The sequence below is a fragment of the Mesorhizobium sp. M7A.F.Ca.US.011.01.1.1 genome, assembly GCF_003998295.1.
Classification (GTDB): Bacteria; Pseudomonadota; Alphaproteobacteria; order Rhizobiales; family Rhizobiaceae; genus Mesorhizobium.
This window is the reverse complement of record NZ_RZRT01000115.1, coordinates 1-6,904: the sequence shown is the minus strand read 5'-3', so window position 1 is coordinate 6,904 and position 6,904 is coordinate 1. Positions and strand designations below refer to the sequence as shown.

5 protein-coding genes and 3 pseudogenes are annotated in these 6,904 nt (G+C 59.0%); 5 read left to right on the top strand and 3 right to left on the bottom strand.

Annotated elements, in window-relative coordinates; all coding sequences use genetic code 11:
* Nucleotides 1-251 precede the first annotated feature (251 nt).
* The 5 genes from EOA13_RS36160 to EOA13_RS39225 all read left to right on the top strand — a co-directional run bounded on the left by EOA13_RS36160 (nucleotide 252) and on the right by EOA13_RS39225 (nucleotide 4,405).
* On the top strand, nucleotides 252-1,202 hold the full coding sequence (locus EOA13_RS36160; RefSeq protein WP_127297918.1) for an ABC transporter permease: 951 nt from the start codon (nucleotides 252-254) through the stop codon (nucleotides 1,200-1,202).
* On the top strand, nucleotides 1,199-2,722 hold the full coding sequence (locus tag EOA13_RS36155; RefSeq protein WP_127297917.1) for a sugar ABC transporter ATP-binding protein: 1,524 nt from the start codon (nucleotides 1,199-1,201) through the stop codon (nucleotides 2,720-2,722). The genes EOA13_RS36160 and EOA13_RS36155 overlap by 4 nt, the downstream gene beginning before the upstream one ends.
* Nucleotides 2,719-3,684 carry an ABC transporter permease gene (locus tag EOA13_RS36150; protein ID WP_127297916.1) on the top strand — a complete coding sequence of 322 codons (966 nt, stop codon included), beginning with the start codon at nucleotides 2,719-2,721 and terminating at the stop codon, nucleotides 3,682-3,684. The genes EOA13_RS36155 and EOA13_RS36150 overlap by 4 nt, the downstream gene beginning before the upstream one ends.
* Before the next feature lie 96 nt (nucleotides 3,685-3,780).
* Nucleotides 3,781-4,146 (top strand): GntR family transcriptional regulator, encoded by a 366-nt coding sequence (locus tag EOA13_RS39230; protein ID WP_245490590.1) that lies wholly within the window; start codon nucleotides 3,781-3,783, stop codon nucleotides 4,144-4,146.
* Nucleotides 4,058-4,405, top strand: a complete 348-nt coding sequence (locus EOA13_RS39225; RefSeq protein WP_348629784.1) for an FCD domain-containing protein — start codon at nucleotides 4,058-4,060, stop codon at nucleotides 4,403-4,405. The genes EOA13_RS39230 and EOA13_RS39225 overlap by 89 nt, the downstream gene beginning before the upstream one ends.
* Before the next feature lie 30 nt (nucleotides 4,406-4,435).
* Here EOA13_RS39225 and EOA13_RS36140 read toward each other — a convergent pair.
* The 3 pseudogenes from EOA13_RS36140 to EOA13_RS36130 all read right to left on the bottom strand — a co-directional run.
* Nucleotides 4,436-5,533: pseudogene (locus EOA13_RS36140) on the bottom strand (dihydroxy-acid dehydratase); the annotation flags it as partial.
* A pseudogene (locus EOA13_RS36135) lies at nucleotides 5,476-6,343 on the bottom strand (IS630 family transposase); the annotation flags it as partial. The pseudogenes EOA13_RS36135 and EOA13_RS36140, both read right to left, overlap by 58 nt.
* An 83-nt stretch (nucleotides 6,344-6,426) precedes the next feature.
* Nucleotides 6,427-6,783: pseudogene (locus EOA13_RS36130) on the bottom strand (SMC-Scp complex subunit ScpB); the annotation flags it as partial.
* Nucleotides 6,784-6,904 lie beyond the last annotated feature (121 nt).

Below are 6,904 nucleotides of genomic sequence, written 5' to 3'. Positions count from 1 at the left end.
GTGCGGGATGCGATCTACAATCTCGCGGTAAACCCCGACGTGCGCGCCAACGTCTATGCGCTCTCGATGTGGGGCAAGATGAACTACACGATAGGCGTCAGCTTCCCCAAGGCGAACCTCAAGCGAGGTTGATCGCGGCGGCGATGGCGCGGGAGCGAAAGGGTGGCCCTGCTCCATCGCCGACAGATTTGGCCCGTCATTTGGCACCCGGGCAAGGACCCAGAACACGGTTTCCACGCAGGAGAGTTGGGATGCAAGCAGTCGCTAGGCGAAGAGAGAACACGATCATCTTCGGGCTGATCACGGTCGCGGCAATCGTCCTGCTCGGCTTCATGTATCTGAATGCTCCGGCCTTCTTCCGAGTCAACAACCTAGTCAATGTTCTGGTCCAGACGTCAGTGCTGGCGCTGCTGGCGATCGGAATGTCGTTCGTCCTGATCGGAGGCGGCATCGATCTATCCCTGCCCGCAGTTCTTGCGTTCAGCGCCATCATCGGCGTGATTGCTATGCAGACAACGCAGATAGCACTCATCGGGCCGATCGTTATGTTGGTCGTTGGGGCCGCACTCGGCGCATTCAATGGCACCGCGGTCGCCTACTTCGGCATGGCGCCTTTCGTCGTAACCCTGGCGACGATGACGGTCGTAGGAGGCGCAAGCGTCTGGATCACCGGATCGCAAAGCGTATCGGGATATCCTCTCATCTTCGACGATGTCATCCGGTTTCGACTTCTTAACCTGCCGATGCTCGTGTGGATCACGGCGGCTATCACGATCGTCGCCACCGCCGTCGTCGGGAGAGGCGCCTTCGGTCGTCAGATAAAGGCTGTGGGCCTTAACCCGCGAGCGGCCCTTATCGCCCGCATGGACGTGAAGCGCATCATCCTGTCCACCTACGTCCTGTCCGGATGTTTTGCCGCCATTACCGGGGTGTTCCTGGTTGCCAGGTTAGGGTCTGCGTCAGCCAATATCGGCAACGACAGCCTTCTCCTTGATATCATTAGCGCCTGCGTGATCGGCAGGGTGAGCATTTACGGCGGTATCGGCAGTCCCGTTCATGCTGTCATAGGGGCGCTATTCGTGACGTTGATCAGCAATTCGATGAATCAGCTCGGCGCTTCGTATTTCGCCAGCCTCATCGTGAAGGGGATACTGATCATCATCTTCGTCTATCTCGATCAGGCATTGAGGAGGAAAGCATGAGCGAGGTCGCGCGCCTGTCCATGACTGGCATTCGAAAGTCATTCGGATCCGCCGTCGCCATCGCGGAGGGAAATCTTTCGGTCATGCCAGGCGAAGTACACGCGCTCATGGGTGCCAACGGTGCCGGCAAGAGCACAATGATGAACGTCCTGGGCGGCATCATTCCCCTGGATCACGGGACGATAGAAATAGACGGCAAATCGGTCGTGTTACGGCACGCACGCGACGCGGCAAGCCACGGCATCGCGTTCGTCCACCAGGAATTGACGATGCTGCCGACGATGACTGCAGCGGAGAACGTGTTCATCGATCACTTTCCGACACGCTTCGGAAGAATCGATCGGGAAAGCATGCGAGCCCAATGTCGGGATCTACTTGAGCGCGTGGGCTGCAGCGTGTCTCCAGACACACTAGTCGAGAACCTCAGCACCGGGGACCGCCAGATGCTGGAGATGGCGCGAGCCTTGAAGTCCAATCCCCGGATTGTCATCCTGGACGAACCCACCTCCTCTCTTTCACGCCCCGAGCGGGTGCGCTTGTTCGGCGTTGTGGGCAAGCTGAAGGCGATGGGCACCGCTGTCGTCTATATTACCCACTTCCTCGAGGAGGTCTTCACCATCTGCGATGCGGTCACGGTGATGAGGAATGGGCACACCGTCTCGGCCACCAAGATCGAGGACACGACGCCGTCGGCCGTCCTGCACGAAATGCTCGGCGAGATCGCCGCGACAGAGCGGTTGAGAGAACCTTATGTTACGACCAAGCCTGCCAAGCTGACGGTGCGCAACCTGTCACGCGAACGCGTTCTCGAAGACATCAACCTATCGCTCCGGCCAGGCGAGATTGTGGGCCTTTGGGGTCTCCTCGGCTCCGGTCGAAGCGAGCTCGTGCGAGCGCTCATGGGGCTCGATCGAATCGATCATGGCGACGTCGAGTTGTTCACCGAAGGCAACTCAAATCCAATTGCGCCCGACGAACTCCGGAAGATCACTGGCCTGGTGACCGAAGACCGAAGGGGCGAAGGCTTGATCCTTCCATTCACCGTCGCGGAGAACATTTCACTCCCCCAACTGAAGAAGATGAAGTCGAAGTTTGGTCTTGTCGACCGAGGCACAGAGACGGCTCTAGCGAACATGCTCATCAAGCGCCTGGGTATCAAGACAAACTCGCCGCTGCAGATCGTTGGCACGCTCTCAGGCGGGAACCAACAGAAAGTCGTCTTCGCGCGCTGGCTTCCGCTCAAGCCGGAGCTGTTTATTCTTGACGAACCGACCCGGGGCCTCGACACGGGAGCGAAGGACGAAATCCTTAAGCTAAGCGTCGAACTTGCGAGAGACGGCGCCGCCATCCTCTTCATTTCCTCGGAACTCGAAGAAATCATGCGCGTCGCCGACCGCTACGTCGTCATCAACCGCGGCCGGATAACGCAAGAGCTGCCAGGCAGCGCCACCAAGGACGAGCTGATGGAATCGATTTCCGCTCGACCGACATTTTCTCAAACGCAGGAGACCGTCCAATGACCGCCGTGTCGACGAACTCTCCGAAGGTAACGCTGCGGCTCCCAGTCATAGGGTTTGGAGCCATCTTGCTGGTAGTGATCGTTGGCTTCTCGATCGCAGCGCCGAACTTCGCAACCGTCGGCAATGCGTTCGCTATGCTGCATGCCATGGTGCCCGTAACTGCCGCGGCAACAGGAATTGCCTTTGTGATCATGAGCGGCAGGATCGATATCTCTATCGGCTCGATAGCCTTCCTGGCAGGCTCGATCGGCGGTCTCCTGATGGATAGCGGACTGGTAGGCCCTGTCCTAGGTTTCGCGATCATCCTGGTGACAGCGTCGCTCCTGGGAGCACTGAACGGGTTTATCGTGTCAGTCTTAGGCATCAATTCGCTGATCACGACCCTCGGCACGATGATCACGTTCCGCGGCATCGGGTTGATGTTGACGGAAGCGCGCGTCATACCCCTACCACCCAGCATTCAAAATCTAGGCAACTCAACCTTAGGCCCCATGTTCGTTGATACGTTGCTTCTGGCTTTGCTCTTGATTGCCATTCACTACATTCATCTTCACACGGTGTTTGGCAGACACGTCACAGCGCTGGGAAACAGCGAGGAAACGTCGCAGAGGATCGGCATCAACACCCGACTCATCACCTTCCTTGTCTTCACTTTGTCGGGGCTGTTTGCGGGCATCGCCGCTTCCGCGAGCTTTGTTCAGGTCGGTTCGATCACGGGGTTTCTTGGCCGCGGGCTCGAATTCAACGCCATCGCCGTTGCCGTTGTCGGAGGCATCAGCCTATCTGGCGGACGAGGCAAGATCCTTCCAGGCATATTGCTCGGAGCTCTTGCATTCCAGGTAATCTCGAATGGCCTCAACCAGGTCGGAGCCGATCCATACATTTATCAACTTGTGACGGGGGCGGTCATCTTCGTAGCCATGTATGTCGATGCCATAAAAACTCGCGGGCAATCGACCTAGCACGTCAGCATGTAGGGTCGTTTTGAAAAACCGGATAGGTTCGGCTTCGCGGCTCGGACCTGGCAGATGTGGGTTCTTCAAGCGGAATACTAGGTCATGGACTCCTTCAATAAATTCCTGGCGAGAAAGCCTCTCACGGACAGCTTGCCGAAAACCCATCAAGTCTACGAGATCATCCGTGAGGCGATCATATCGATGCGGCTGCCTCCTGAGGCAGTTCTGGCGGAAAAAGAGATTTGCGCCGAGTTGGGCATTTCAAGAACGCCGCTTCGCGAGGCAATTCTAAACCTAGCTACGCAAAATCTCGTCGTGATCAGACCTAGCGGCGGGACGGTCGTGAACCGCATCGTTCTTCGTCAGGTGTTGCAGGGCCATATGGTTCGGGACACTCTGGAAGTGCGCTTTCTTTGCGCTCGACAACCAATTCCACCGCCTCATTTGCGAGTGTGCCGGATTTTCTGATGCCTGGAAGACAATTCATATGGCTACAGGGCAGCTGGATAGAATCCGCCGACACGCATTTCCGACTGAGAACGCGTTTGACCCGGTGCTGGAAGAGCACCAAGAAATCTATGCCCGGATCAGGGATCGCGACGAGGATGGAGCAGAGAAGGCGTTTCAAGCTCAGGTCGACAGTATCTTCCCGACGATCAACGTCCTGAAAGCGAGCTTCCCGCACCTGTTCGATGCAGATGCCGTGTCCATGGACGACATTCGATAGCCGAGTGCCTGATCGGGCATGCTGGCATTTCTAAAAGATCGCGGGGTCGTCTGTGGGTCCACCATAGCTGGTTTCCAGAAAGTCGAAGTCGCATCCCTTATCGGCTTGCTGAATGTGCTTAGAGAACATCGCACCATAGCCACGCGTGAATCGCGGTGCCGGCGGCCTTAGCGCCGCCCGTCGATCTGCGAGTTCCTCTGGCCCAACCTCCAGCCTGATTTCGCGATTTGGAACTTCGATCGATACCAGATCGCCAGTTTTTACGAGGGCGAGAGTTCCACCTACCCAGGCTTCTGGCGAGACGTGAAGAATGCAGGCACCGTAGGTGGTTCCGCTCATTCGTGCGTCCGATATCCGGACCATATCGCGCACGCCTTGCTTCACCAGCTTCTTCGGTATCGGCAGCATTCCCCATTCAGGCATCCCTGGCCCACCTTGCGGGCCGACGTTGCGCAGGATCAGCAGGTGATCGGCGGTGACATCCAAGTCGTCACGGTCGATCACCGCTTTCATCGAGGGGAAGTCGTCGAAAACAAGCGCGGGCCCGGTATGGCGCAGATAGCGCGGACTGCACGCGCTCGGCTTGATGACGGCGCCATTCTCGGCAAGATTTCCCTTTAAGACAGCCAGCGCTCCTTCGGGGTAAATCGGATTGTCGAGCGACCTGATCACGTCATCGTTGTAGACCTCGGCATCGGCGATATTGTCTCCCACTGTTTGTCCGTTGACGGTCATCTCGGAAAGGGAAAGCTGGCTGGCCAGACGGTTCATTAGGGCTGGCAGCCCGCCGGCGTAATAGAAATCCTCCATCAGGTATGTGTCGCCGCTGGGTCGAACATTGGCGATGACCGGGACAATGCGGCTTGCCCTGTCGAAATCATCGAGTGTCACGTCGTGCCCGGCCCGCCGGGCCATTGCAACGAGATGGATCACAGCATTTGTCGAACAGCCCATTGCCATCGAGACGACGATCGCGTTGTCGAACGCCCGGCGGGAGAGCACTTTGCCGGGCACCAAGTCTTCCCAGACCATATCTACGCAGCGCCTGCCTGCATCCGAGCACATCCGGATGAGCATGATGTCGGCGTAAAGTGGAAGGTCCAACGTGGACGGCGGGCGAGCCATTCCTCGACCTTGTCCTTCTCGTGAGCCGCATAGTTGTCGAGGACCACATGGATCGCCTTGCCGGCCGGCACCGCGCGCTCGATCCGTTTGAGGAAACGGATGAACTCCTGAGGCGATGGCGCTGCATGTTCTGCCCGATGATCGTTCCGTCCAGCGCATTGAGAGCGGCGAACAACGTGGTCGTGCCGTGACGCTTGTAGTCATGGGTCATAGTGCCGGCGCGGCCCTTCTTCATCGGCAGGCCGGGCTGGGTGCGGTCGAGCGCCTGAATCTGCGACTTCTCATCGACGGACTGCACTACCGCATGAGCCGGCGGATCGACATAGAGGCCGACGATCTCGGTGAGCTTTTCGGCAAAGGCCGGGTCGTTCGACAGCTTGAAGCTGCGCCAGCGATGCGGACTGAAGCCGTGCGCCTTCCAGATCGCCTGCACCGTCGAGGCGGCAACGCCGGCCATCTTCGCCATGGCGCGCACCGTCCAGTGGGTCGCCTCGTGTGGAGGCGGTTCCTGCGTCAGCCGGACAATCTCCGCGACACGCGTGGGCGGGAGCGGCGCTTTGCCGGGCGGACGGGATTTGTCGCGAAGCAGAGACCGTCGACACCTGCGTGCATGAAGCGTTCCTGCCATCGCCAGACGCAGGTCTTGGACTTGCCGGTCTCGGCCATGATCCCCGAAGTGCCCAGACCATCGCCGCTCAGAAGCACGATGCGCGCCCGCCAGACGTGCTTCTGCAGGCTCCGCGGGGCGGATGTAATGGCGCGCAATCGTTGACGGTCCGCGGCAGAGAGGATGAAACTGATGCCATCACGCATCTTCCCAGACTCGCACGCCAGAAAGCTCAGCGGAATCCCAAAGAGGACTCTTTTGTCCCGGTCAATCCACTAGAGAAGGTCCGCTATCTAACCAATCCGCCCGTCACCTCCCCATCCGCTCCCTTAAAGCTGCCCTTGGCCTCACGGTCCCCAACGAGATCGTCCTCGCCATCCCCGTTAGCCAGCCCGGCTGGAATACCGCCGGCCAGCAGCTTCTCCTTCGACAGCAACCCGGCGTCCTCGAGCGCCTCGAAATCCGGCAACTGGCGCAGCGTGTCGAGCCCGAACTGCGACAGAAAATTCTTGGTCGTCACATAGGTGTAAGGCGCGCCGGGCTGCGGACTGCGCGGCCCCGAGGCGATCAGATCCTGCGCGCGCAGCATGCCGATCAGATCGCGCGAGACCTCTTTGCCGAAGAAGGAAGACAGCTCGCCACGCGTCGATCTGGTCGTCGATCTGGCGCGGGACGGGGCCAAAAAACCGGCGCCGTATGCGGCCGCGACGATTATCTCCCACGTCCATGCCGCGGATCCCGATGCCGAGCCGCTTGGCTGGTGGCTG

Coding starts and splice junctions, on each gene's coding strand:
- EOA13_RS36160 (WP_127297918.1), top strand. CDS start 252: ATGCAAGCAGTCGCTAGGCGAAGAGAGAACACGATCATCTTCGGGCTG.
- EOA13_RS36155 (WP_127297917.1), top strand. CDS start 1,199: ATGAGCGAGGTCGCGCGCCTGTCCATGACTGGCATTCGAAAGTCATTC.
- EOA13_RS36150 (WP_127297916.1), top strand. CDS start 2,719: ATGACCGCCGTGTCGACGAACTCTCCGAAGGTAACGCTGCGGCTCCCA.
- EOA13_RS39230 (WP_245490590.1), top strand. CDS start 3,781: ATGGACTCCTTCAATAAATTCCTGGCGAGAAAGCCTCTCACGGACAGC.